The sequence below is a fragment of the Bradyrhizobium sp. F1.4.3 genome (assembly GCF_040548375.1).
Lineage (GTDB): Bacteria > Pseudomonadota > Alphaproteobacteria > Rhizobiales > Xanthobacteraceae > Bradyrhizobium.
In genome coordinates, this window is sequence record NZ_JBEPRN010000001.1 from 883812 (window position 1) to 906577 (window position 22766).

Consider the following 22766-nt stretch of genomic DNA (forward strand, 5'->3'; position numbering starts at 1 on the left):
ACTGCGGGATTGCTAGAAAGCGACCTCGTACATCCTGAGGATCGCATCCCGGCCGAGCTCGCGCGGATTGTTGTCGAGCAAGCGGCGAATGGCATGCGCCTCATCGGCCATCACGCCGAGGTCATCTTTGGGCACGCCGAGTGCGGACAACCGCATCTCGATCCCGAGATTTCTACAGAACTCGTGAGTGGCATCGAACGCGAGCTTCGGATCGTTGCGCTCCGACAGCCCAAGTGCTCCCAGCACCGCGACCGTCTTCGCCTCGACGGCCGGCATGTTGAACGCCAGCGTGTGCGGGAAGATCACGGCGCAGGCAAGCCCGTGCGCCACATGGTGGCGGGTGCCGAGCGGATAGGCCACGGCATGGCCGGCGGTCGTGTTCACGGGACCGAGGCAATAGCCGCCGTAGAGCGAGGCCAGGGAAAGACCGGCGCGCGCCTCGCGATCGCCGCCGTCGGCCACCGCGCGCGCGAGATAACGCCCGACCAGCCGCGCGCCCTCGAGCGCATAGAGGTCGATCGCCGGATGCGCCTTGCGGCTGGTATAGGCCTCGACGCAATGCGCCAGAGCATCGACGCCTGTCGCGGCGGTGACCTCCTTCGGCACAGTCATGGTGAGATCGGGATCGATGATGGCGATGTCGGCCAACATGAAGCGGCTCTGCACCGCCTGCTTGTTCTGGCTGACGGGATCGGTGACGAGCGCACGGGTGCCGGCTTCGCTGCCGGTGCCCGACGTGGTCGGGATCTGCATCAGCGCGACGCTGCGGCCGGCCACACTCTCGGCCCCGACGATGTCGGCAAAGGCCACGTCACGCGTGCAGAGCACCGCGACCAGCTTGGCGAGATCCATCGCGCTGCCGCCGCCAAAGCCTATGACGAGATCTGGCGCAACCTCGCGCGCCATCGCGACCGCCTTCTCGAGATTGGGCAGGTCCGGCTCCGGCTTTACGTCGCCGAACACCTTGACTGCACCCGGCAGCCCAAGCGTGTCGACCCGGCGCGCATTGAACGCATCGGAAATCACCAGCGGCCGCTTGGCGCCGATCCGCTCGGCGAAGCGCGCCGCGGCCGTGATCGTGCCGCAACCGAACTCGAGGACGGTGGGACGGAGGATTTCGATGGGCGTGAAGGCGTTGGTCATAGGTAGCTTCGATCTCATGACTTGGATGCGGAGGCGCCAGCGGACAGCCGCTCGGCATAATCGATGGCCTCGATCAGGCTGTGCTCGTTGGCGATGCCCTTGCCGGCGATATCGAAGGCGGTGCCGTGATCGACGGAGGTGCGGATGATCGGCAGGCCCAGCGTGATGTTGACGCCGGACAGTTCCTGCCAGCGCCCGGTCGCGGGATCGACCTGGAAGCCAAGCAGCTTGACGGGGATATGCCCCTGATCGTGATACATCGCGACCACGGCATCGAACTGGCCAGCGCGCAGCTTGACGAAGACGGTGTCGCCGGGCACGGGACCGACGACGTCGAGACCGTCGGCGACCGCCTTGGCGATCGTCGGCGCGGAGACGTCGATATCCTGCCGGCCGAACAGACCACCCTCGCCCGCATGCGGATTGAGCGCGGCAATCGCGATCTTCGGCCTGTTGATGCCGAGCCGGCGCAGCGCGTCGTTGGTGAGGTCGATCACCAGGCGCAACCGCTCTGGCGTCAGACGCTTCGGCACGTCTTCCAGCGCCACATGGGTCGAGACGTGGCTGACGCGCATATTGCCGTGGGCCAGCAGCATCACCGAACCGCGCACGCCGGTGAGATGTGCGAGCATCTCGGTGTGCCCGGGAAAATGATAACCCGCCTTGTTGAGCGCTTCCTTGTTGAGCGGCGCCGTGACGATGGCCGAGGTCCGGCCGGCCTGCGTGAGACGCACGCCCTGCTCGATCGCCTTGTAGGCAAAGCGTCCGCCATCGGCGCTCAGCACGCCGGGCTTGATCGGGTCGCCTTCGACGTCAGCCTGGAGGAAGCAGAGGTTCGGCCAGTCACGATCCCCGGTGCTGACCTCCGGGATCGCAATGCCGGCACCGAGCGCGGCGTTTGCACCATCGAGCGCCGAGCCGCTGCCGATGATCAGCAGGCGCAGATCGCCGGTCGCGATCCGCTCCCTCAGCCCGACACAGGCCTTGACGATGATCTCCGGCCCGATCCCAGCGGGATCGCCCATGGTGATGGCAAGATGACGAGAGGTCATGTCCGACTCTCCATATTGAGCAGATGATTGTCCCGGAGCAGATCGCGCCACAGTTCGCTGGCGCCGAACGCTCCGGACTTCGAGATGATATCGACGCCGGCCCAACGGCCGCCTTGCAGCACCGAGCGCGGCAAGCCCGGCACGATACGCCCTGTCACCTCGAGCGCATGCGCGCCGAGGGCAACGCATACGGCCTTCAGGGTCTCGCCGCCAGCGACGATCAAGGTTTTGGGCGGATCGAGCGCTGTAATCAGTGCCGTCAATTCCCGTGCGATCCGCCGCGCGGCCTCGGCGCGCGACAGGCCTTCGGCGAGAGAGAATTTGACCAGCGCCACGCCGTCGTCAGTCAGCTTGCGTTGAACGCCCGCGCCCGCCTCGCCTTCGGCCAGCGCGACGGTGGCTTGGCCACATGCCGCGAGCTGGGAGGCGGTCGCGGCCTGGTCGGAGCCGAACAGCCCCAGCACCGGCCGATTCAGGTGCGACGGCGCGGCGGCACCGTGACGACGTGCGAGCGCGCCGGCTAATCCGCCGCTGCCGCACCATAGCACCGGTCCAGGCATGCGCCGGCCCATCTCGACGACACGGTCGAGATCGAGGTCGTTCTCGGCATCGAACACTTGAACGCCGCCTTGAAACAGTGCGTCGGGCCGCCCCTGTCGCGCCTCGATGCCGTCTTGTCTCAATTGATCCAGCAGGTTGTCGCCGACCCGGTGCCAGTCGCCTTGCACGGTGCGCGCGAATTGTTGGCTGTCAACGGTGCGGCGCCCCTGAAAGTCGAAGGCGGGCGCGACCACGCAGGACGCCCAGTGGTCGCCGCTAAGGCATGCGCCGAGCTCGGCGGCCCAAGCGCCACGGAGCAGACTATCGACCTTCTTGTAGGCGATCGCCCCGTCGCGAAGCAGCGGCGCCAGTCGTCCGACGATCTCGACGCTCTCGGCCTTCGAACGTTCGCGGGTGCCGCTGTCGATCGCAAGGCTCCGGGAGCTCAGCGCCGCAGGCGCATCCTGCCAAATGACGTCGAACGGTCCGCACAGGCCGACGAACTCCGCCGCGGCGTCGAGCGCACCGGTGAGATCGTCGGCAAGCAGGCGGACGCACGTCATCGTGATGCCGCTCCCGCGCCAAAGATCTTGCCCGGGTTCATCAGGCCGTGCGGATCGAGCAATCGCTTGATGCCGCGCATCAGCTCGAGGTCGAGGGGATCGGCGACGCGGGCGAGCCGGGCGCGATTGGTGATCCCGATGCCATGCTCGGCGCTGATCGCTCCACCCTGCGCTGCGGTCTCGTCGTCGACGATTTCGTTGATCTCAGCCACCAGCGCGGCGGTCGCTTGCGGATCCTGGCAATGCGCGCGATCGATCAGGGCAATGACGTGGATGTTGCCGTCGCCGATATGGCCGTGCATCACGACGTTCGCATGCGGCACGGCTGCCTTGATCCGGGCCTCGACGTTGTTGACGAAGACCGCCTGACGCTCCAGCGGCACCACGCTGTCATGCGAGACGACATAGCCGCTGCGCTTGTTGCCTTCGGACACGCTGTGCCTGATAGCCCAGATCGCTTTCGCCTGCGCGAGGTTGGAGGCCAATATGGCGTCTTCAGTGAGTCCCGCCTCCATCGCATCCGCGAGCACCGCGGCCAGCGGCTCATTGAGGTCGACGCCGGCAAGCGTATCGGTAAGTTCGACGATCAGATACCACGGCGTCGTCAGCTCGAAGGGAATGGTGACATGCGGCACGGTCGCGGCGATCGCCGCGATCTGTGATCGCGACATGATCTCGAGGCTGCCGAGCCGATCGCCGACCGCACCGCGCAGCCGCTGCATGATATCGAGCGCCTGCTCGACACCCTGCAACTTCAGCAGCGCCAAAGCGGAGCTGCGCGGCGGCGCAAACAGTTTCAGCACCGCCGCGGTGACGATGCCGAGCGTACCTTCCGCGCCGATGAAGAGCTGCTTCAGCGCATAACCCGTATTGTTCTTGCGCAGCGCGCGCAGGCCGTCAAAGACGCGCCCGTCGGGCAGAACGACCTCCATCCCGAGCACGAGATCGCGCGTCGGCCCGTAGCGCAGCACGGCGGTGCCGCCGGCATTGGTCGAGATGTTGCCGCCGATCTGGCAGGAGCCTTCGGCACCCAGGCTCAAGGGGAAATAGCGATCGACGGCCTTCGCCGCATTCTGCACCTCGGCGAGGATGCAGCCGGCCTCCACTGTGATCGTGTTCGCAAGCGGGCTGATGTCGCGCACGGCCCGCATGCGGTCGAGCCGGATCACGACATTCCCCGCGCCATCGTCAGGCGTCGCGGCGCCGCACATGCCGGTGTTGCCGCCCTGCGGCACGATTGCGAGCCGCTTCTCTGCGCAATATTTGACGATCGCTGCGACCTCGGCGGTCGAGCCGGGCTTCACCACCGCAACCGCACGGCCGTGATAGCGCCCGCGCCAGTCGACCACATAGGGCTCCTGGTCAGGCCCGGATGCGATGACGTGCTTGTCGCCGACGATGTCAGCGAGGCCGGCCAACGCATCCTGGAAAGAGTCGGACATTGGATCGCCTCGTCGCCCCGCGCCAGGCCTAGACCGCGGCGGCAGCGAATGCAGTAGCATTCGCGAGCAGCTCTTTCACATGAGCTGATGGCAAGGATTCCAGCGGCGGCCGCAGGCGCTGCCATCCGGGATGACCGGTGCGTTCGGCCACCAGCGCTTTCAGGGAGGCCATCTGCGGGAAGCGCGAGACCAGCTCGCGCGCCTTCACGATACGTGCCTGCGCCGCCTTGAGCGCCGCGTCGTCGTCGCCGTCGTGAAAGTGCTTGTAGACGTAGGCAAGATCGCGCGCGACGAGATTGGAGGTCGCGGTGATGCAGCCCGCGCCGCCCTTGCGCAGCAGCGGCAGCAGCAACGGATCTGCGCCGACCAGAACCGAAAAGCCCGGAAAGCGCTCGACCATCGCGGTCATGTTGGCGAAGTCGCCGGACGAGTCCTTGATGCCGGTGAACGTCGCCGGGTACGCCGTGCGCAGCCGCTCGATCAGCGCATGCGAGATCGGCTGGGCCGACATCTGCGGGATGTGATAGAGCACGACCTTGAGCCTGGCATCGCCGATGCGCTGCACGACTTCGCTGTAGGATGCGTAGATGCCATCGTCGGTGACGCCCTTGTAATAGAACGGCGGCAGCATCACCACGGTGTCGACGCCAAGCGAGAGCGCGTGGCGCGTCAGCGCGATGGTCTCGCTGAGCGCAGCGACACCGGTGCCGGGGAGAAGCCGCTGCGGCGCGATGCCGGCGGCCACCACCGCTTCGAGCAGCGCGGCACGCTCGGCGGCAGAGAAGGAGTTCGCCTCACCGGTGGTGCCGAGCAGCGCGATGCCGTCGCAGCCTTCGTCCAGCAGATAGCGGCAATGCGCGACGAAGCGCGCATGATCGGGGGCGAGCTCGGCGTCGAGCGGCGTCAGCGCGGCGGAGAACACGCCATGAGGGTGCAGCGATGATGTCGACAAACTTCCTCCGATCGCCAGATCGATGTTGTTCGGAATGCGAACATTTGTTATGATCTGACACGTTGGTAAGATCAGGCAGCCGCCGCGTCAAGGGCGCAGGCCGTCATGGCAGGGCATTCAGGCATGGCCAAGGTCGAAAAGAAGGCTGCAGAGCGCGCGGCGGAAACGACCCCGAAAAATCCCAAGAATAATCCAAAGAACTATGTCGCTTCTGTCGGCAAAGCCTTCGCTGTGCTCAAGAGTTTCACCAGTGAGGCCTTCGAGCTCACCTTAAGCGAAGTTGCAGCACGGGCCGATCTCGATCGCGGCACGGCGTTCCGGCTGATCAAGACCCTGATCGAGCTCGGCTATCTCCAGACCGTTCCGCAGAGCCGCCGGTTCCGCCTCGGCGTCGCCTGTCTTGACCTCGGCTACACCGTGCTGTCGCACGGATCGTTGCGGACCATCGTCGAGCCGCTGCTGCGCGATCTCGTGCCGGCGGCGGGCGACGCGGCCTCGCTCGGCATCCTCGACGGCGGCGACGTGATCTATCTCGCGCGCATCGGAGCGGGTCTCGATCGCCACAAGATGGATCGCCGGCCGGGCACGCGGATCCCTGCCTACAGCGCGGCGCTGGGCCATGCCATGCTGGCGAATCTGCCGCGCGAAGAACAGATCCGGCGGCTGGACGCGCGGCCGCGCGTCAAACTGTCGGAGCGAACGCTGACCGATCTGGACGCCCTGCTCGATCGGCTCGATCTGGTGAAGCGGAAAGGCCATGCCGTCTCCGACGGCGAGAACGCCTATGGCCTGCGCACACTCGCAACGCCGATCTTCGATGCCCAGGGCTTTGTGATTGCGGGACTGAGCGTCACGGTGGATGCCATGCGCATGGACATGCCCACCTTTCGCCACCAGGCGCTGCCGCGGCTGATGCAGGTGACGAGCCAGGTGCAGGACCTTGCGGTCAAGTCAGGACTTTCGGGCTGAACGCCTGCATCTCTGAAATGTGATCGCGACCGCGGCGGGTATGGTCGCGAGCTCGGTGACCGACACCTCGACGTCATTGTGGAAGAGCCTGCAAGAGCTATATCCTGAACAGCCGCCTTCCGAAGCTTGACCTTCCCTTGAGAAAAGCCGTGCTCACGTTTCTCCTGCTCGTATTCGTGCCGATCGGCGTCTCGGCGGCGCGGTATTACTGGCTTGGCGACGGTCGCGGCAACTGGCAGACAGCGGACCGGTCGAGCGCGGGCCTGTTACCACCGGCCGCGTCCAATCCCGATGCGCTGATCCGGGTCTACGCTGCACGCACAGTGCGGTGGCGCAGCATATTCGCTGTTCACACATGGATCGTCGTCAAGGAAAGGGACGCGACCAGCTACAGCCGTTACGACTACACCGCATGGGGCGAGCCGATCCGGAGCAACGGCTTCGCACCCGACGGCCGATGGTTTGGAGCGATGCCGCAGACCGTCGTGGCCGTCGATGGTCCACGGGCCGAATTATTGATTCCCAGGATTCGATACGTCGTCGAGACCTACAAATTCCGGACCTACGGTGACTACAGCGCCTGGCCGGGGCCCAATTCGAATACCTTCGTTCAGGCCACTCTGAATGCCGTGCCCGAACTTCGCGCGGTGCTGCCACCGACCGCGATCGGCAAGGACTATCCCTATTCCGGGCGGTGGATCGGACTGACCGCCTCCCGCACCGGGTTCTATGCCTCGCTCTCAGGCTATCTCGGGCTGACGCTCGGCTGGGTGGAAGGTCTTGAGATCAACTTTTTCGGCGCCGTGCTTGGCCTCGACATCCGACGCCCCGCCGTCAAGCTGCCCGGCATCGGTCGCCTGGGCGTCGCGGCCAGCCTTTAAGGCCAGGCACCGGGGCGATGTCGCGTACCTCGCGAGACAGCGCTTCGCTACTCGGCAAAAGTCGTTGATGACTCTTCGGCGTTGGCGGCTGGCGCTCCGCTTGCTTCACGATCTTCGGCATGGCGACGAAACCGAGCGATCTCAGCCACGACAATTAGATCACGACGTGATCGAAGTCGGCGGCAATCCGGCTGTTCGGGAAGATCTTTGACGCCTCGGCCAGGACTTCTTCGTCCCGATAACGTCCCGACAGGTGGGTCAGCACAAGCTGCCTGACGTTGTTTGCAGCCGCAAACGCAGCCGCTCCTGCCGCGGTGAGATGGCCATAGTCCCGAGCAGTCGGGGCATCGCGATCGAGGAACGTCGCTTCGATCACCAACAAATCGGCGTCGACGACGTGTTTTGACAGCCCTTCAATGGTCTCGATGTCGCCGATCACCACGAGCTTCCTGCCGCCGCTCGGCGGCCCCAAGACATCCTCCGGATCGATCGTTCGGCCGCCGGCGATCATGACCGATCGTCCTTCAGCCAGCTCTCCGCGGATGGGACCATCGGGGACGCCGAGCGCCGCAAGGCGGTCGGATAGAAGGTGACGGCGCGCTGGGCTTCGGAACGAGAAGCCAAAACTGTCGGTGTCACGATGTCGGACCGGAAAGCAGTCGACGACGAATTCGCCGGCGTCGATGACCGGTCCTTCCGTCAACGGCATGAACTCCACCGGGATCGGCGCCCTGCCCGCACCCCATAGGCCGGCAAGCATTCGAATGACGATGTCGAGCGTGCCAGGCCCGCCGTGGACGGTCGTCACGTCGGAGTTTTGCCGCAGCCCCAGCGTCGAAAAGAGACCGGGGATACCGAGCACGTGGTCGAAATGAGCATGCGTCAACAGGATGCGGTCAAGGCGTCGAAAGCCGGCGCCGCTCCGCAGCAACTGGCGCTGCGTCCCCTCACCGCAATCAATCAGGACGCGCTGGCCCGCGGCTTCCACGAGAAGGGCCGGATGGTTGCGTTCTGCGGACGGAACGCTGGCCGAGGTCCCGAGAAATGTCAGGGCGAACATTGTCGTCTCTTGTGCGAGGCCGGGGAGCTTCTCCGCCTTATACGGCCTGCGAGCTCAGAGCAAAAATTCCTTCATCGCATCGAGAAATTGTCGCGGCGATTGAAGCTGGGGCACGTGCGCGCACCCCGGAATGATCTTGAGTTCGGCGCGCGACAGTCCGGCGGCCAATTCATGCGACATTGGCGGAGGCGTCGCTTCGTCGTGCTCTCCAACCAGGACGAGAACCGGCACGTTCACCCCGGCAAGCTCAGCGCGGAGATCGAGGCTCGCCAACGCGTCGCACGCGGCGCGAAACACGTCTGGATCGGTCCGCAGAAAGGCTTCACGACGACCTCGCATCAGCTCCGGATGCTGCGCCTGAAAGTCGGGCGCAAACAGGCGCCGCATCGCGACGTCCGTGATCGCCTCCAGTCCCTTCTCCCGGGATATTTTTGCCATGTTGCGGAACGCCTCGCGACCAGGTTCCGAGAACGCCGCCCCGCAATCGGCGAGAACGAGCTTGCTGGCGATTTTTGGATGACGGATCGCCATCTGCAACGCGACGAACCCGCCATAGCCATTGCCGAGCACGATCGTCGGCGCGCCGTCCGCAGCATCGCGCACCGCGTCGGCCATCCGGTCCGCGACGGCGACAAGTCCGCCGTCCACCGCATGCGAGCGGCCGAACCCCGGCAGTTCCGGCACGATCGTCCGAAACGATTTCTCAAGTTCGGGCGCGATCGCGTCGAAACTCGCGCGATCCGACAACAAAGAGTGGAACAGGAAAAGCGGCGGCCCCTCGCCCGATAGCGCTGCGTTGACGGTGCCGTTGGCAAGAAGCCTGTCCATGTCCGGTCTTTCCAAACTGCGTCGGTCGGGTCACACACAACTGCGTGCCTCGGGGCCATTGATAAATCAAATCTCCTGAATTTCAAGCATTTAGCCCTTGACGTGATATATCATGAATGGAATCTTTGAGCATCGGAGATCTGGAATAATCATGCTTTTACGGGAAAACATCTACGATCTTCTCAGATCTGATATTTTAGCTTGTCGCCTTGCGCCAGGCGATGAAATGCGCGAGATGGAGCTGGCCGAGCGCTATGCAGTGAGCCGGCAACCGGTTCGGGATGCGCTTCTGCGGCTCCAGCGCGAGCACCTGGTGACGGTGCAACCGCGCCAGGGCTATCGGGTCACCCCGATCTCGCTCTCCGACGCCCGCGACCTCTTGCGCTTCCGCCTCGCGCTGGAGCCTGCCTGTGTCACTGAAGCGATCGAAAGCGCTCCCGACAGCGTTTTGAAATCGCTCGACGCATTTCGCCGCTTCGCGGGTAACCACGAAGACTTCATCGCCTACAACCGCGGTTTCCACTCCGCGCTGGCAAATGCGTCCGGCAATCGCCGCATGGCGACGGCGTTGTGCGACCTGATCGGCCAGGCCGACCGGCTGGTGCGCGTCAGCGTGTCCAATCTCAGGGGGCACGATCCGACGAAGCTGGTCGCCGAGCACGTCGCCCTGATCGACGCCATGCAGCAGCGCGAGGCGCGAACTGCGGCGCGCATCATCAAGGCCCACATCGCGGCCACCGAAAAACGCGTCCTGCCGGCGCTCAAGCGCAACGCCGTCATCGTCGAAGAGAGGTCATCATGAACATTCCGTCGAAACCGGCGTCGATCGACGTCGAAATCCATGGCAACTTCATCGATGGGCGTGAAGTCGAAGCCGGGAACGGCGCGATGCTCGACGTCCGCAATCCCGCGACCGGCGACGTGATCGCCCGAATTCCCAATTCGACCACTGAGGATATCGACCGCGCGATGAAGAGCGCGCGCGCGGCATTCGAAAGCAGGGCCTGGGGCGGCGTGGACACGCGCGCGCGTGCCAGACTGGTCAACAAATTGGCCGATGCCTTCGAGGCCAATCTCGACAGCCTGTACAGGCTGGAAACCCTCAACAACGGCCGCCCGATCAACGAGACGCGCGCACAGCTCTCCCGCCTGCCCGATTTCTTCCGCTACTTTGCCGGCGTTGCGCTGGCGCGCCGCGACTCCGTGATCCCCGTCGAGGGCGCCTATCTGAACTACACGCTGCGCACCCCCATCGGCATCGTCGCCAACTGCACGCCGTTCAATCATCCGCTGATGATACTGTGCAAGTCGCTCGCCGTGGTGCTGGCGACCGGATGCGTCACCGTGGTCAAGCCGTCGGAATACACCCCGCTGACGACACTGAAGCTCGCGCAGATCTTCACCGAAGCTGGCCTTCCGCCCGGCGTCTTCAATATCGTGCTGGGGCTTGGCCAGAACGCCGGCAAGATGCTGGCCGAGCACGGCGACATCAACAAGCTGGTCCTGACCGGCGGCACCGAGGCAGGCCGCATCGCCGGCAGCGCCGCCGCAAAGGTTTTTGCACACCAGACCATGGAGCTCGGCGGCAAGACGCCGGTGATGGTGTTCGACGATTTCGACGTCGATCGTGCGGTCAACTACGCCGCGTTCGGTGCTTTCATCGGCGCCGGACAAACCTGCGTCTGCGCCTCGCGCCATATCGTTCAGGCCACAGTCTATGACGAATTCGTCGAGAAACTGAGGGCCAAGACCCGCACGATCCGGATTGGCGATCCCTTCGATCCGAGTACGCAACTGGGGCCGGTGATCTCGGCCCGGCAGCGCGACCGCGTTCTCACCTATGCGGCCTACGGTCGCGAGGACGGCGCGCGTCTTCTCACCGGAGGCATTGCTGCGAAAGTGGCGGGACACGACAACGGTTATTTCGTCGAACCGACGGTGTTCGCCGACGTCACATCCGACATGCGCATCTTCCAGGAGGAAGTGTTCGGTCCGTTCACGTCGGTAACGCCGTTCAAGGACGAGGCCGATGCGCTGCGGCTTGCCAACAACTCACCCTTCGGCCTCGCCGCAGCCATCCGTACCCGCGACGTCGCGCGCGCTCATCGTGTCGCCGCGGCAGTCAAGGCCGGCATCGTCTGGGTCAACGATCATCACAGGCTCGATCCGGCCTCGCCCTGGGGCGGCGTCGACGATTCCGGCATCGGCCGCGAATGCGGCACCGAGAGTTTTGACGACCATTTCAACACCAAGAGCGTGATGGTCGCGACCCACGAGCAGCCGTTCGACTGGTATCGCGACACGGCCAGCCAGAAGCGGCTGAACTAGCAGACATTGCAAGCGGCAGTCCGCCCAGAGAAGGCGGGCCGCGTCAACGGGGACAACAGTCAAGGGAGAGCATCAATGTCGATATCGGTGAACGCTGGCAGCCGTCTTGATCGGCTTCCGATCGGCCCATTCCATCGCCGCATCATGCTGCTGATCGGCATCGGAATGTTTTTCGATGGTTTCGACATCTATATCGCCGGGACCGTGCTCAGCGTGACGCTGAAGACCGGCTTTTCGACGCTCGCCCAGAACGCAGCTTTCATTTCCGCGACCTTCGTCGGCATGATGCTGGGATCGTTCGGCACTGGATTCCTCGGCGATCGTTACGGACGCCGCTTTACGTATCAGTTCAATTTGCTCCTTTTCGGCATCGCTTCGCTGGCTGCTGCGTTCGCGCCCGACATGGCATTCCTCATCGCGTGCCGCTTCGTGATGGGCGTCGGGTTAGGTGCAGAGAACGTCGTCGGCTATTCGACGATGACTGAGTTCGTGCCCGCTCGCACGCGCGGCAAATGGCTCGGCCTTACGACTGTGTGCGTCGTGACGGGCTTGCCGGTAGCGCTGCTGGTCGCATCCGTGCTCGTGCCGCAATTTGGCTGGCGGTCCATGTTCGTCCTCGGCGGCATCGGCGCACTCATCGTGTGGTACATGCGCAAGTCGCTGCCGGAATCACCGCGCTGGCTGGAAGCGGTGGGACGCACCACCGAGGCGGAAGCGCTCATGCAAGCCATCGAAAAGGAGGCGGCCCAGGGTCGTCCCCTGCCTGCTCCGGCGACCACGACACCGGTCCTGGTATCCTCCGATCTCGGCACCTTGTTCACCGCCCCTCTGCTGTCGCGGATGATTGTCGGTGCGGTCTGCCTGATTACGATCAACACCCTGCTCTACGGCTTCGTGACCTGGCTGCCAGTGTTCTTCGTCAAGCAGGGCCTCTCGATCGCAACATCCTTCGGCTATTCGCTGCTGATGGCACTCGGCGCGCCGATCGGCTCGGGTATCGGCGCATTGACTGCTGACCGCTGGGGCCGGAAGCCGACTATCATTAGCGCGTCGCTGATCACGGTGATGCTCGGAATCATCTATCCGATGATCTCAGATCCGATCCTGCTGCCGGCCGTGGGCTTCGCCTTGACCGTGCCCATCTACGTATTGGTCGCGCTCCTGTTCGGCATCTACATCCCCGAACTGTTTCCGACCGAAGTCCGGCTGCGCGCATCCGGCATCGTCAATACGCTGGGGCGCGGCGCCACGATCGTCACACCGTTCCTTGTAGTGTCGTTGTTCGAGACGCGCGGCGTGGCAGGCGTCATGGCGCTGATGATCGGACTGCTGGTAGTGCAGATCATCACCGTCTGGGCCCTCGGCATCGAGCCTCGGCATCGCAGTCTCGAGGAGCTCAAGGCCGAAGAATCCGCTGCGCCGGTCCTTAGTGAAGCTTCCTGAGGGTATCGTTGGTCCTCGCTTTATCGCACTGCGGACGCTCCGATGCCTGCATCGGGGCGTCGCGTTCTGCGAGGCTCGTTGATCGCGCCCTACTCTTTCCCCGACTGCGCCTCCACCGCCTGCACCGCCACGCTCGCCACCTGCCGCAGCGCTTCGCGGTCGGCGCCTGAGGATGCCATTACGCCCATGCCGACTGACACCGCCGATACATAGCGCGCGAGCGCGGCGGGATCGGAATTCGACTTGAGATCACCTTCGGCCTTGGCGCGGATGAAGCGGTCGCGGAGCTGGTCTTCGTTCTGCGCGCGGCGGGCGGCGAGTTCGAAGGGGACGTTTTCGGAGCCGGTGCCGCAGGCGATGCCGCCTTGCACGAGCAGGCAACCGGGCGGGTTGGCGGGATCGGTCTGCTTTTCGGCAATTCCCATCAGCATCCGCTCGGCGACATCGCGCGCGGTGGGTGCTGCGACGACCTCATCGATCCAGGCGCCGCGCAGCTTGCTGTAGCGGTCGAGCGCGGCCTTCAGCAGACCTTCCTTGTTGCCGAAGCAGGCGTAAAGGCTCGGCGGATTGATGCCCATGGCCTCTGTGAGCTGGGCAATGGTGGCACCCTCATAGCCATGGCGCCAAAACACTTCCATCGCCTGATCCAACGCCACCTCGGCGTCGAATTCGCGGGGGCGTCCCATGCCCATGTGCCTGTTCTCCTCAGTATCGGCGTCGTTCCTCGATCCAACGCCTGATCCTATCTATTTGTTCTATCTTTCTTTTCTCTTCCGCCTTCCAATTCTTGCGGTAAGCAGCTACAATTTTCTTAGTGAATGGTACATAAGTATCTTGCGCTGCGATATCCAGCTCCACATCTGTAGTGAACACTACATTTCTGGAGCGCGCAAATGCCCCCGTCCGAAAATACCTCCCGTCCTGGCCGCTTCCGTCGTCTTCTTGGCGGCGTTGCCGTTGTGGGCGCCCTCGCCGCAGCCGGTTCGATCGCGACCGGCCACTACTTTCATGCAGCCCAGGCGACCGCAACGGCCGCCGCCGCCGAGCAAGCTGTCTCCGTCACCGTCGCGATGATCGAACCACGGCAGACCGTGCTGTGGGACGATTTCTCCGGTCGGCTCGAGGCGATCCAACGCGTCGAGCTTCGCCCGCGCGTTGCCGGTGCCATCCTGTCAACCAACTTCACCGAGGGCGCGCTGGTGAAGGCCGGCGATTTACTGTTCAAGATCGATCCGGCGCCTTACGCGGCCGAGGTCGACAAGGCCAACGCCCAACTCGAGGCGGCCAAGGCGCGCGTAGTCTTCACGCAGAGCGAGCTCGAGCGCGGCGCACAGCTCGTCGGCAATGCCGTGGTCACGCGGCGTGATTACGACCAGCGCGACAACGCCAATCGTGAAGCCATCGCCAACGTAAAGGCCGCCGAGGCGACACTCCAGACCGCAAGACTCAACCTCGACTACACCGAGGTCCGCGCGCCGGTCGACGGCCGCGTCGGCAAGATCGAGGTCACCGTCGGCAATCTCGTCGCCGCCGGCACCGCCTCGCCGGTGCTGACCTCGCTGGTCTCGGTCAATCCGATCTACGCGTCCTTCGATGCGGATGAAGAGGTTGTGCTGCGCGCGCTAAACTCGATCGCGGATGCCTCCGGCAAGCGCGGCAATCTCGACCAGATCCCGGTCGCGATGGCGACGTCTGGCGGCTTGTCGGCGAAGGGCCACATCCAGCTTATCGACAACCAGGTCAACGGCCAGAGCGGCACCATCCGTGTCCGCGCGGTGTTCGAGAACGAGGACGGGCGTCTCATCCCCGGCCAGTTCGCCCGCGTGCGCATGGGCCAGCCGAAGCAGCAGACGCTGGTGATGATCGACGAGCGCGCGATCGGCACCGACCAGGACAAGAAGTTCGTGATGGCGGTCGGCGACGACAGCCGTGCGGTCTACCGGTCGATCACGCTTGGAGGCTCCGTCGATGGCCTGCGCATCGTCACGGCGGGGCTGAAGCCCGGCGACCGCATCATCGTCAACGGCCTCCAGCGCGTGCGTCCGGGCGCCCTCCTCAAGACGGAGGTCGCCGAGATGGGCGCGCGTGGGCCGCAGCAGGCATCCAACCACAGCAACCAGGACGTCGTGCAACGCTAGTTACGTCGTTCCGGGGCGTGCCCAGCACGTCCCCGGAATTTCGAGACTTTTAGACTCCGAGGACATCACTTCCGGATTCCGGTTTCGCGGGCTTGGTCCGCGTTCCAGAGTGATAACGAAGCTGTCTCTCGCGCAGGGGCAAGGCCATGAATCTCTCAAAATTCTTCATCGACCGTCCGATTTTTGCCGGCGTGCTGTCGGTCCTGATCTTCCTCGCGGGCTTGATCTCGCTGTTCGCAATGCCGATCTCGGAATATCCGGACGTGGTGCCGCCATCGGTCGTGGTGCGCGCGACCTATCCCGGCGCCAATCCCAAGGTGATCGCGGAGACGGTGGCTACTCCGATCGAGGAGCAGATCAACGGCGTCGAGAACATGCTCTACATGTCGAGCCAGGCCACGACCGACGGCGCGATGACGCTGACGGTGACGTTCCGTCTCGGCACCGATCCCGACAAGGCGACGCAACTGGTGCAGAACCGCGTGCAGCAGGCCGAGCCGCGCCTGCCGGCGGTGGTGCGACAGCTCGGCATCATCACCAAGAAGTCGTCGCCAGACCTGACCATGGTCGTGCATCTGCTCTCGCCGAACAACCGCTACGACATGACGTATTTGCGCAACTACGCGGTGCTCAACGTCAAGGACCGGCTGGCGCGGATCGACGGCGTCGGTGACGTCCAACTCTACGGCGCCGGCGACTATTCGATGCGGGTCTGGGTCGATCCGCAAAAGGCTGCCGAGCATGGACTGACCGCGAATGACATCGTCAAGGCGATCCAGGCCCAGAACGTCGAGGCCGCAGCCGGAGTCGTCGGCTCCTCCCCGAACGTCAAGGGCATCGACCTGCAAATGTCCGTCAACGCCGAGGGCCGGCTCGCCAACGAGGAGCAGTTCGGCGACATCGTGGTCAAGACCGGCACGCGTGGCGAAGTGGTGCGGCTGCGCGACGTCGCGCGCATCGAGCTTGGCGCTTCCGAATACGGCCTGCGCTCGCTGCTCGACAACAAGCAGGCGGTGGCGATCCCGATCTTCCAGGCGCCGGGCTCCAACGCGCTGGAGATATCCGACCATGTCCGCGCCACCATGGCCGAGATCAAGAAGAACATGCCGGAGGGCGTGTCCTACCAGATCGTCTACGACCCCACCCAGTTCGTGCGCTCTTCGATCGAGGCTGTCATCCACACGCTGCTGGAAGCGATCGCGCTGGTGGTGCTGGTCGTGATCCTGTTCCTCCAGACCTGGCGTGCCTCGATCATTCCACTGCTGGCGGTGCCGGTGTCGATCGTCGGCACCTTTGCGGTGATGCACCTGTTCGGCTTCTCCATCAACGCACTCAGCCTGTTCGGGCTGGTGCTCGCGATCGGCATCGTCGTCGATGATGCCATCGTCGTGGTCGAGAACGTCGAACGCAACATCGAGGGCGGGCTGTCGCCCCGGGACGCCACCTACCAGGCGATGCGGGAAGTCTCCGGACCGATCATCGCGATTGCGATGGTGCTGATCGCGGTGTTCGTTCCGCTCGCCTTCATCTCCGGCCTCACCGGACAGTTCTACAAGCAGTTCGCCCTGACAATCGCGATCTCGACCGTGATCTCCGCCGTCAACTCGCTGACGCTGTCGCCGGCGCTGTCGGCACTGCTGCTCAAGGGGCATAATGACCCGAAGGACCGGCTGACGATCATCATGGAAAAAGGCCTCGGGTGGTTCTTCCGCGGTTTCAACAAAGCGTTCACGCGCTCGTCGGAGAACTATAGCGGCACTGTCACCAAAGTGATCTCCGGCAAGGCCGCGGTAATGGGCCTTTATGTAGTCCTAGTCGGCCTGACCGCCTTCCTGTTCCAGCAGGTGCCGAGCGGCTTCGTGCCGGGCCAGGACAAGCAATATCTGGTCGGCTTCGCTCGCCTGCCCGACGGCGCAAGCCTGGACCGCACCGAGGAGGTGATCCGCAAGATGAGCGACATCGCGCTCACTCAGCCCGGTGTCGAGAGCTCGGTCGCATTTCCGGGCCTGTCCATCGCTGGCTTCACCAACTCGTCCAATGCCGGCATCGTGTTCTCGACGCTGAAGCCGTTCGAGGAGCGCAAGGATCCGTCACTCAGCGGACCTGCGCTCGCAGCCGAGTTGAACAAGAAATATGCCGGGATCCAGGACGCCTTCATCGCCATGTTCCCGCCGCCGCCGGTCAATGGTCTCGGCACCATCGGCGGCTTCAAGCTCCAGATCGAGGACCGCGCCGGTCTTGGCTATGAGGCGCTGAATGAGGCGACGAAGGCGTTCATGGCGGCGATGCAGAAGGCCCCTGAAATCGCGGGCACGTTCTCGAGCTTTCAGGTCAACGTTCCCCAGCTCTTCGCCGACATCGACCGCACCAAGGCGCTCCAGTTGGGCGTGCCCGTGACGGAGGTGTTCAACACGCTCCAGATCTATCTCGGCTCCTACTACGTCAATGACTTCAACAAGTTTGGCCGCACTTATTCGGTCTATGTCCAGGCGGATGCGCCGTTCCGCGCCCATGCCGACGATATCAGGCAATTGAAGGTGCGATCGTCCTCGGGCGACATGGTGCCACTGTCGGCGCTGCTCACGATCCGCCAGAGCGCGGGTCCGGAGCGGGCGATCCGCTACAACGGCTTCCTGTCCTCCGATATCAATGCCGCCGCAGCGCCCGGCTTCTCCTCCGGCCAGGCGCAGGAAGCAGCGACGCGGATTGCCGCCGAGGTGCTGCCGCCCGGCTTTGCCTTCGAATGGACCGACCTGACCTATCAGGAGTTCATCGCCGGAAATTCCGGACTCTGGGTATTCCCGCTGGCGATCCTGCTGGTGTTCCTGGTGCTGGCCGCGCTCTATGAAAGCCTGACGCTGCCGCTCTCGATCATCATGATCGTGCCGATGGGCCTGCTGGCTGCGATGTTCGGCGTCTGGATCTCCAAGGGCGACAACAACGTCTTCACCCAGATCGGCTTGATCGTGCTGGTCGGCCTCTCCGCCAAGAACGCGATCCTGATCGTCGAATTCGCGCGCGAGCTCGAATTCACAGGACGCACGCCGATCCGGGCCGCGATCGAGGCGAGCCGGCTGCGTCTGCGGCCGATCCTGATGACGTCGATGGCCTTTATCATGGGTGTCTTGCCGCTGGTGCTCTCGACCGGCGCCGGCTCGGAGATGCGACGAGCCATGGGCGTCGCGGTGTTCTCCGGCATGATCGGCGTCACCGTGTTCGGCCTGTTCCTGACGCCAGTGTTCTATGTGCTACTGCGCACCGTCACCGGCATGAAGCCGCTGACGCATCACGGCAGCGACACCAGCGCGGCCCCGGTCCAGGGACTCGGCCATTAAAGCTGGAGCATGATCTTGTCGGAAAACCGCTTCACACTTTGCGCTAACGCGACCCTTTGGGTCCGGATCATGCTCTAGATCAGCGAAATGCCCGATAGCAACAGCAGAACGAGCACGGTCTTGCGAAAGACCGTCTCGTTCACCCGATGAAACGCCATCACGCCGAGTGCTGAGCCGGCGAATAGCGCAGGCAGGCTGACCGCCAGATCGACGAAGACTTTCGACGACAGATCCTGATGCCCGACCAGCAGGATGATCGCGAAGAGCTGCATCGCGGCGATGAACGGCTGTACCAGGCCGCGCTGCTCGCTCTTGGGCATGCCGCGCATGTCGCACCAGATCGTCGGAATCGCGCCGGGCATGGCGGTCAACCCGCCGACGAGCCCTCCCCCGAATCCGATCAGCGCAACCCAATGCCGGCCAACGGCCTCACCGGCCGTCACGAGCGTCGGCCGCAGCAACACATAGGCGGCATACAGCGCGACGACGGCGCCAAAGCCCCGCCTCAGCAGGTGCGTATCGGTGCTCTGCAACAGCGAGACCGCGATGGGAACGCCGATCAATCCGCCGACGATCAGGAGCAGGCTTCCACCCCAGCGGATGCTGCGCCGGAGTGCCCACAAATTTGTCGCCTGCACGCCGATGCTGCACGCCATCATCAGCGGCACGGCCTCCAGCGGCTGAAGCACGCGTAGCAGGATCGCGCCAGCCACGGCAGAGAATGCGAAACCCGAAAGCCCCGAGACAAAGGCTCCGGCGAACACGGCCAGGCTGAGCAACAGCAGCGTCGTGATGTCAGGCACAATCCGTCCTCCGCTCAATCATAGGGAATCTGCGATACGGGAGCGACGGCGCTTTCCGCGCAAATTGCCGGCTCGCGCGGAAACGAAATTTGCATCGCATGCACGTGCGACCGTTCCAGCATTGCGAGGCCAACCAGCTGAAGGGTGACGAGCGCGGCGGTGAGCGCGATTGCGACGATATTGACGTTACGCGCGTTCGAACGTGGGGGAACTGGCCGCGCGCTTGCGCGTATCAGATCGATGGGCATGTCCTGAAATATCCTCTTCATGGCAGACAGAAATGACTTCATTCAAAGGCGACGTTTCATGCTGTTCTTCCAGCAGATGGCGGTAGCGCCGCAATGCGCGCCGGGCCTCGATCGCACGCTGCTGATGCAGCGCTGCGACCATGCGATCAACGACGTCGTGGAACTTGTCAGCCAGAGCCCGTGACGTCGTTCGCATGATGACCTCCTCTCAACCCGTGCAAGAGATTCACGAGATTGACTTCCACTCGCTGTGAGTTGCTTCACACAGAGATCGAACGCAACGAACAGGAGATCGTGTGTCGTGTCCTAGGGGAGAACGCAGCAGACCGCGTCATCCGAACGAATGACTGGCGATAATTTTGATGATGAAATTGCGGGCGTGTCTCTGCCGCTTTTCGCCGCGACGACGATGCGTCAGTGAACGAGCGGGCTGGAAAACCCTGCTGCGAGCTTGACGAGGTCGGCCTGGCGGCTCGCGCCGGTCTTGGCGAACACGCGATGCAGATGCGTCTTCACGGTCGTCTCGGCGATGCCCAGAACGGCTGCGGTCTCGGGCACGCCGCCGACGTCGACGATCGACAGAAAGACGCGCAGCTCCGCGGGCGTCAGATCGAACGTCCGTGCGATCAAATCCCCGCTGGATTGACTGCCAAGCGCGACCTTGCGCACAAGCAGCGCGCCGACAACATCGAGCGCCCGCTCGCTGCCGTTTCGCACCACCGAGGCCAGCGGCAGGACATGCGCGACGTAGCGTTCGCCCTTGGACGAGACCAGCGGTATCGCCTGTCCTCGCGCGGCCAGCATCGCGATCTCGCCGCGGGCGGCAAAGGCATCGCGGAGCACCTGATTGGCCTCGGCGCTGCAGGTGACGAATTGACCGGCACCGGCGCGAACGATCTCGTCGGCCGCGAGCATCGCATGACCGGCGGCATTGGCGTGCACCACGTGGCAGGAGGCATCGAGCAGGAAGATGCCGTCGGCGAGATTGTTCAGAACGTCCGCCAGCGCTGTGGCCAACGACAGTTGTGAGGTAATGGCCCGGTTGACCATGAGCGCGCGGCTGGCGTGCGGCACGATCAGGGACAGGCGGTTCCTCATTCCGGCATCCACCATGCGCCGTCCCGTCAGCACCGTCATCATCACCGGGCAGCTCGAGCTCGATTTCTCGAGCACGACGTTGGCCGCGTCGCTGCACCCCTGTGGCAGCATCCATTCCTGATAGAAGCGCCCGCGCCGATATTCGTCGAAATTGACGAGATCGGGAATGCTCATGATCTGGCCGTATGGCGGCAGACTCGTCAGCGGATCGAACTTCGAATGTGTCTCGGAATAGAGCTGGATGTAGTGAGGGTCCGCCCCGCAATAATAGTGGGTGACGCCGAATTTGCTGATCGAGTCCTTGGAAAACAACCCGCAGGCCTGACCGCCTACGAAATCCCGGATGCCGACGACGACGTCGTTCCACAGCGATGGATCGAGCCCGGCATCGTAGATGGACTCGACCAATTCAGGCAGTTTCCGCGATCCGTGCATGGCTCTAAATGGCTTCGATGATCAATGCCCGAGAGCATAACACAACCGGAGCCCGGCGCCTCCTCCGATCGGATGAGGCGCCGGCCGGGCGGATCGGGCCCCGCCGGCAGGCATCGCGTCGGATCAACCGCCGCATCGTTGATCTCGCCGACCAGCGACCAGAACCTGTTCGCCTCGACGACGGTCATCGGCCGGACGATGCAGTCGTCGATACTTTATCTCCGGTTCTCCTCGCAGAACTTCAGCGCGGCGAGCGCTTCGCCGGCGCGCGGAATCTGCATCTCGATGCTGTCGTCGTCATCGTCCTCGAAATCGAGCGTGAGACGCTTGGCCTTCGACAGCCGTTCCATGATGGATTGATCATACTCGAAGATGCCGCGCACGGTGGTCTTGTCCATGACCTCCCACTTGGCCTTCTGCATGATGTCGGAATCATCGGTGCCGACGTTGGCTCGCAGGATCTCGCCGACCTTGTCCCACTCCCAGCCGTCATAGATCAGCACGATCACGATGGCCTTGTCGGAATAGGTGATCACGATGACGTAGTCGCGGTTCTCGTCGTCCTTGTCCTTGTAGCCGCGGCTCGCATTGCAGTGCGTGTCCTGGTTGCGCTTCTCGATGGTCCAGTCGCCGACCTTGGATTGTTGCGCGACCGCTGGCCCGGCGCTCAAGGTGCCTGCGAGCAGCGCAGCAACAAGGAAGCATCGTTTCATGTCAGCCTCCAGCCTTTTCCCCGGGCCAAGCTGACCACCTCTCCCGGCGAGCCGCAAGGGCTTCCGCCGACTCACCCAGCCAGTGGTGAGCGCGCGAACCGCCCTACCCGCGCCGCGGCACGATGGCGATCGGGGTGAAGGTGTAAACCTCCTCGCCGTTCTGGTTGAACATCGTCCATTTTACCAGTGCGATGCCCTGCGGCTTCGATTTCGAGGGCGTCAGGCTCATGACCTCGCCGAGCAGATGCAGGCGATCATTCGGCCGCACCGGGATCGTCCAGCGCAGGCCGTCGACGCCCGCCCCGATCAGCGGATGCGGCCCGAAGGGACGCGTCTGGATCGCGAGGTTCATCGCGATGGCGGCGGTGTGCCATCCCGACGCAGCCAGGCCCTTGAAAAGCGTCTTTTGGGCGGCCTCGTGGTCCATATGCATCGGCTGCGGATCGAACTCGGCCGCAAAACGCTTGATGTCGGCCTCGGTGACCTCGATCTCGGGGGACTTGAAGCGCATTCCGACGGTGAGATCGTCGAACCACTCGACCTGTGTCATTATTTTGCCTCGAAATGTGATGTGCCGCCCGCGCGATGCGTCCGGCCAAAAGGATCGACTGACAGCGGGATCTAGCGAGTCCGCCGGCCGCAAACCAGCCCCGGTTCCCGGCGAAACCCCTTTCTCAAATCCACGAAACACGCCTGAAACAAAGAGGCGACTATGCTGTTGTCAACATTAGACAGGGACGGCCACCATGCAATTGTTCCTCGACCTGAGCCGGGATTATTCCTGCTGCCAGCATC

Annotated in this window: 21 protein-coding genes; 8 read left to right on the forward strand and 13 right to left on the reverse strand. The window is 63.9% G+C overall.

From position 1 onward, the window contains the following. Positions 1-12: 12 nt before the first annotated feature. Genes ABIB73_RS04360 through ABIB73_RS04380 form a run of 5 tightly spaced genes read right to left on the reverse strand, consistent with a single transcriptional unit; the run spans position 13 to position 5692 of the window. Positions 13-1143 (reverse strand): iron-containing alcohol dehydrogenase, encoded by a 1131-nt coding sequence (locus ABIB73_RS04360; protein WP_354221762.1) that lies wholly within the window; start codon positions 1141-1143, stop codon positions 13-15. 14 nt (positions 1144-1157) lie between these two features. Continuing rightward, positions 1158-2195: a 4-hydroxythreonine-4-phosphate dehydrogenase PdxA gene (gene pdxA, locus ABIB73_RS04365; RefSeq protein ID WP_354221764.1), complete on the reverse strand. Its 1038-nt coding sequence runs from the start codon at positions 2193-2195 to the stop codon at positions 1158-1160. Beyond that, positions 2192-3298 (reverse strand): four-carbon acid sugar kinase family protein, encoded by a 1107-nt coding sequence (locus ABIB73_RS04370; protein ID WP_354221766.1) that lies wholly within the window; start codon positions 3296-3298, stop codon positions 2192-2194. The genes pdxA and ABIB73_RS04370 overlap by 4 nt, the downstream gene beginning before the upstream one ends. Next, complete coding sequence (locus tag ABIB73_RS04375; protein ID WP_354221768.1) at positions 3295-4740, reverse strand: FAD-binding oxidoreductase; 1446 nt, start codon at positions 4738-4740, stop codon at positions 3295-3297. The genes ABIB73_RS04370 and ABIB73_RS04375 overlap by 4 nt, the downstream gene beginning before the upstream one ends. A gap of 28 nt (positions 4741-4768) precedes the next feature. Next, complete coding sequence (locus ABIB73_RS04380; RefSeq protein WP_354221770.1) at positions 4769-5692, reverse strand: dihydrodipicolinate synthase family protein; 924 nt, start codon at positions 5690-5692, stop codon at positions 4769-4771. 105 nt (positions 5693-5797) lie between these two features. Here ABIB73_RS04380 and ABIB73_RS04385 point away from each other — a divergent pair, with 105 nt between their 5' ends. Beyond that, positions 5798-6661 carry an IclR family transcriptional regulator gene (locus ABIB73_RS04385; protein WP_354221772.1) on the forward strand — a complete coding sequence of 288 codons (864 nt, stop codon included), beginning with the start codon at positions 5798-5800 and terminating at the stop codon, positions 6659-6661. 149 nt (positions 6662-6810) lie between these two features. Beyond that, a complete protein-coding gene (locus tag ABIB73_RS04390) occupies positions 6811-7542 on the forward strand; it encodes a DUF3750 domain-containing protein (RefSeq protein WP_354221774.1) in 732 nt (243 codons plus the stop codon). Between the two features lie 154 nt (positions 7543-7696). Here the strand turns inward: ABIB73_RS04390 and rnz are convergent, their stop codons facing one another. Both rnz and ABIB73_RS04400 read right to left on the reverse strand, forming a co-directional pair. Then, a complete protein-coding gene (gene rnz / locus ABIB73_RS04395) occupies positions 7697-8602 on the reverse strand; it encodes a ribonuclease Z (RefSeq protein ID WP_354221776.1) in 906 nt (301 codons plus the stop codon). 54 nt (positions 8603-8656) lie between these two features. Continuing rightward, complete coding sequence (locus ABIB73_RS04400) at positions 8657-9430, reverse strand: alpha/beta fold hydrolase (RefSeq protein WP_354221778.1); 774 nt, start codon at positions 9428-9430, stop codon at positions 8657-8659. A 151-nt stretch (positions 9431-9581) separates the two neighbouring features. Between ABIB73_RS04400 and ABIB73_RS04405 the strand changes: the two genes are divergently transcribed. The 3 genes from ABIB73_RS04405 to ABIB73_RS04415 all read left to right on the forward strand — a co-directional run bounded on the left by ABIB73_RS04405 (position 9582) and on the right by ABIB73_RS04415 (position 13201). After that, positions 9582-10232: a GntR family transcriptional regulator gene (locus ABIB73_RS04405; RefSeq protein WP_354221780.1), complete on the forward strand. Its 651-nt coding sequence runs from the start codon at positions 9582-9584 to the stop codon at positions 10230-10232. Further along, positions 10229-11758, forward strand: a complete 1530-nt coding sequence (locus tag ABIB73_RS04410; protein WP_354221782.1) for an aldehyde dehydrogenase — start codon at positions 10229-10231, stop codon at positions 11756-11758. Before ABIB73_RS04405 ends, ABIB73_RS04410 begins: the two co-directional genes overlap by 4 nt. A gap of 75 nt (positions 11759-11833) precedes the next feature. Then, on the forward strand, positions 11834-13201 hold the full coding sequence (locus ABIB73_RS04415; protein WP_354221784.1) for an MFS transporter: 1368 nt from the start codon (positions 11834-11836) through the stop codon (positions 13199-13201). A gap of 89 nt (positions 13202-13290) precedes the next feature. On the opposite strand, the gene ABIB73_RS04420 is transcribed toward ABIB73_RS04415, so the two are convergent. Beyond that, positions 13291-13893 carry a TetR/AcrR family transcriptional regulator gene (locus tag ABIB73_RS04420; protein ID WP_354221786.1) on the reverse strand — a complete coding sequence of 201 codons (603 nt, stop codon included), beginning with the start codon at positions 13891-13893 and terminating at the stop codon, positions 13291-13293. A gap of 201 nt (positions 13894-14094) precedes the next feature. On the opposite strand from ABIB73_RS04420, the gene ABIB73_RS04425 reads away from it, so the two are divergent. Both ABIB73_RS04425 and ABIB73_RS04430 read left to right on the forward strand, forming a co-directional pair. After that, the gene (locus tag ABIB73_RS04425) at positions 14095-15339 is read left to right on the forward strand and encodes an efflux RND transporter periplasmic adaptor subunit (protein WP_354221788.1); all 1245 of its coding nucleotides are present in this window, start codon (positions 14095-14097) and stop codon (positions 15337-15339) included. A 146-nt stretch (positions 15340-15485) separates the two neighbouring features. Next, positions 15486-18674 (forward strand): efflux RND transporter permease subunit, encoded by a 3189-nt coding sequence (locus ABIB73_RS04430; protein WP_354221790.1) that lies wholly within the window; start codon positions 15486-15488, stop codon positions 18672-18674. 74 nt (positions 18675-18748) lie between these two features. Here ABIB73_RS04430 and ABIB73_RS04435 read toward each other — a convergent pair whose 3' ends face one another. Both ABIB73_RS04435 and ABIB73_RS04440 read right to left on the reverse strand, forming a co-directional pair. Continuing rightward, complete coding sequence (locus ABIB73_RS04435; RefSeq protein WP_354221792.1) at positions 18749-19477, reverse strand: sulfite exporter TauE/SafE family protein; 729 nt, start codon at positions 19475-19477, stop codon at positions 18749-18751. A gap of 14 nt (positions 19478-19491) precedes the next feature. Then, positions 19492-19725: a hypothetical protein gene (locus tag ABIB73_RS04440; RefSeq protein ID WP_354221794.1), complete on the reverse strand. Its 234-nt coding sequence runs from the start codon at positions 19723-19725 to the stop codon at positions 19492-19494. A gap of 58 nt (positions 19726-19783) precedes the next feature. On the opposite strand from ABIB73_RS04440, the gene ABIB73_RS04445 reads away from it, so the two are divergent. Then, positions 19784-19909: a hypothetical protein gene (locus ABIB73_RS04445; RefSeq protein WP_354221796.1), complete on the forward strand. Its 126-nt coding sequence runs from the start codon at positions 19784-19786 to the stop codon at positions 19907-19909. Positions 19910-20139: 230 nt separating this feature from the next. Here the strand turns inward: ABIB73_RS04445 and ABIB73_RS04450 are convergent, their stop codons facing one another. The 3 genes from ABIB73_RS04450 to ABIB73_RS04460 form a co-directional block, all read right to left on the reverse strand. After that, positions 20140-21258 carry a helix-turn-helix transcriptional regulator gene (locus tag ABIB73_RS04450; RefSeq protein WP_354221798.1) on the reverse strand — a complete coding sequence of 373 codons (1119 nt, stop codon included), beginning with the start codon at positions 21256-21258 and terminating at the stop codon, positions 20140-20142. Between the two features lie 215 nt (positions 21259-21473). Further along, on the reverse strand, positions 21474-21971 hold the full coding sequence (locus tag ABIB73_RS04455; RefSeq protein WP_354221800.1) for a hypothetical protein: 498 nt from the start codon (positions 21969-21971) through the stop codon (positions 21474-21476). Between the two features lie 103 nt (positions 21972-22074). Then, entirely contained in the window at positions 22075-22521 is a 447-nt protein-coding gene (locus ABIB73_RS04460) for a MaoC family dehydratase (protein WP_354221802.1), read from the reverse strand. Positions 22522-22766: the final 245 nt, after the last annotated feature.

What these genes read in the sequence shown, in the direction of transcription:
- ABIB73_RS04360 (WP_354221762.1), bottom strand. Translation starts at nt 1,143, where the DNA reads ATGACCAACGCCTTCACGCCCATCGAAATCCTCCGTCCCACCGTCCTC.
- pdxA (WP_354221764.1), bottom strand. Translation starts at nt 2,195, where the DNA reads ATGACCTCTCGTCATCTTGCCATCACCATGGGCGATCCCGCTGGGATC.
- ABIB73_RS04370 (WP_354221766.1), bottom strand. Translation starts at nt 3,298, where the DNA reads ATGACGTGCGTCCGCCTGCTTGCCGACGATCTCACCGGTGCGCTCGAC.
- ABIB73_RS04375 (WP_354221768.1), bottom strand. Translation starts at nt 4,740, where the DNA reads ATGTCCGACTCTTTCCAGGATGCGTTGGCCGGCCTCGCTGACATCGTC.
- ABIB73_RS04385 (WP_354221772.1), top strand. Translation starts at nt 5,798, where the DNA reads ATGGCAGGGCATTCAGGCATGGCCAAGGTCGAAAAGAAGGCTGCAGAG.
- rnz (WP_354221776.1), bottom strand. Translation starts at nt 8,602, where the DNA reads ATGTTCGCCCTGACATTTCTCGGGACCTCGGCCAGCGTTCCGTCCGCA.
- ABIB73_RS04400 (WP_354221778.1), bottom strand. Translation starts at nt 9,430, where the DNA reads ATGGACAGGCTTCTTGCCAACGGCACCGTCAACGCAGCGCTATCGGGC.
- ABIB73_RS04405 (WP_354221780.1), top strand. Translation starts at nt 9,582, where the DNA reads ATGCTTTTACGGGAAAACATCTACGATCTTCTCAGATCTGATATTTTA.
- ABIB73_RS04410 (WP_354221782.1), top strand. Translation starts at nt 10,229, where the DNA reads ATGAACATTCCGTCGAAACCGGCGTCGATCGACGTCGAAATCCATGGC.
- ABIB73_RS04415 (WP_354221784.1), top strand. Translation starts at nt 11,834, where the DNA reads ATGTCGATATCGGTGAACGCTGGCAGCCGTCTTGATCGGCTTCCGATC.
- ABIB73_RS04420 (WP_354221786.1), bottom strand. Translation starts at nt 13,893, where the DNA reads ATGGGCATGGGACGCCCCCGCGAATTCGACGCCGAGGTGGCGTTGGAT.
- ABIB73_RS04425 (WP_354221788.1), top strand. Translation starts at nt 14,095, where the DNA reads ATGCCCCCGTCCGAAAATACCTCCCGTCCTGGCCGCTTCCGTCGTCTT.
- ABIB73_RS04430 (WP_354221790.1), top strand. Translation starts at nt 15,486, where the DNA reads ATGAATCTCTCAAAATTCTTCATCGACCGTCCGATTTTTGCCGGCGTG.
- ABIB73_RS04440 (WP_354221794.1), bottom strand. Translation starts at nt 19,725, where the DNA reads ATGCCCATCGATCTGATACGCGCAAGCGCGCGGCCAGTTCCCCCACGT.
- ABIB73_RS04445 (WP_354221796.1), top strand. Translation starts at nt 19,784, where the DNA reads ATGCTGTTCTTCCAGCAGATGGCGGTAGCGCCGCAATGCGCGCCGGGC.
- ABIB73_RS04450 (WP_354221798.1), bottom strand. Translation starts at nt 21,258, where the DNA reads ATGCACGGATCGCGGAAACTGCCTGAATTGGTCGAGTCCATCTACGAT.
- ABIB73_RS04455 (WP_354221800.1), bottom strand. Translation starts at nt 21,971, where the DNA reads ATGAAACGATGCTTCCTTGTTGCTGCGCTGCTCGCAGGCACCTTGAGC.
- ABIB73_RS04460 (WP_354221802.1), bottom strand. Translation starts at nt 22,521, where the DNA reads ATGACACAGGTCGAGTGGTTCGACGATCTCACCGTCGGAATGCGCTTC.